Origin of the sequence: Niallia sp. 01092 (assembly GCF_052318935.1) — a bacterium.
In the GTDB taxonomy this organism is placed as follows: domain Bacteria; phylum Bacillota; class Bacilli; order Bacillales; family Cytobacillaceae; genus Niallia.
Genome location: NZ_JBQRKO010000054.1, coordinates 1 through 1,540 on the forward strand (window position 1 = coordinate 1; position 1,540 = coordinate 1,540).

General features: G+C 34.9%; 1 protein-coding gene. It reads right to left on the reverse strand.

From position 1 onward, the window contains the following. Positions 1–1,418 (reverse strand): IS21 family transposase (istA, locus tag ACTXGU_RS22190; RefSeq protein WP_443483690.1); only part of this gene is annotated, 1,418 nt, incomplete at its 3' end. Positions 1,419–1,540: the final 122 nt, after the last annotated feature.

Sequence of the window (1,540 nt, forward strand, 5' to 3'; positions counted from 1 at the left end):
TGTCGTTTTAAGAGGACTACTACGTCTTGAAAGTCATTCGCACTAAAGAGTTGCCTCTCCATGCAGAGTGTTAATGAATCATCAAGTACTTCCACTGTTCCTAGTTGCATACACTTTTTTATCAAACTTAACTGATCCCGAAGGTATCGTGGATACCTTTTTCGCAACTCATTTAAGTAGATTTTTGCTTTTCCTTTGTCTGTAAAGTATTCGCTAACGAACTCAATAAGTTCGTTTATTCCCTTCGACCTATCACGTTGATGGGATCTGTTTTGAATAAGTTTTCCTTTATCAGAACAAATAGAATGTGTGGCCAGTATTTCCCCTGACTCTTGGAAATAGATCACTAATTTATTTTCCTCGGTCTCATAAATATGTACTTCTGGATACTTTTGAAACGTTCCTAACGGAACAGAATACCGGTTCGAAAGGTACATGATTGTATTGTCCTTTCGAACACTTCTTGTTATACTTGGTTTGTGAATATGATTTTGTAAGTTGACCTGTCGCATGTGTTGCTTTTCGACGAGAAACACATCGGTGGGTCTTCTTTTTGTGCCATTGTGGATCTTTCCATTTCCTGTTCTTTTTAACCATTTCTGAGACTGTTCATTCCAAGAATCAATATTTTTAAACACTCTATTATTCATGAAATTATTTTTGATGAACTTTACCGCATTTTCTACTTTTCCTTTGCTTTCCGGGTCAGCTTTTCTGCAGAGTTTCACTTCAAATTTTATTTCATTTACAAATTGTTGAAATTCTTCTGTTAGTAAAATATCACCCTCATTCTCAGACACTACCATTAATCGATCCTGATCGTACAAAATTTCCTTTGAAACACCCCCAAATGCTTGAAAAGCATTCCTATGTGCAGCCACAACATCATTTGTTGTGAAAGGGCGATTTTGATACTCAATGTATTTGTATCTTGAATGAGCTAATACAAATACGATAAACATTAATTTAACCGGCTTACCATATTGGTTTTTTACCGTTTTAAAACCAAAATCAACTTGTATTTGTTCACCCATAGGCGGATCTGGAATTGCTTGGTAGTCCCTGGAACTAGTTTCTTTTGGGATCTCGTAATCCTCACGAAGGCCTCTTACATAACTTCTTACTGTACTTTCTCCCACCTTAAATTCTGGGAACTTTTCTTTTAGCCAGTCTTGAACTTGAGCTGCAGTTAAATCTGGATATTCTCTTAACCAATAAAGAATCAAGTCTTTATGTTTATCTAACTTCTTACTTCTTGTCATGGTTGATGCAGTCCATTCAGCCATTTCCTCCGGTGATTTTCGAATATACTTATAAACAGTATTTCTTGATATATTTAGTTTTCTAGCGATTGTTGAAATACTGTATTTTTGATTGAGCATTCCTCTAATTTCTATATACATTTCAAACTTATCCACCTTTTCAAATCCTCCGCCTTATCATAGAAGTTTAAAATCTATCATAAGGTGGGGAATCATTTTAGTAAATAAGTGTTCAATATTATTCGTTGTAAACTGTTCACTTTAGTTTAGCAGTTACA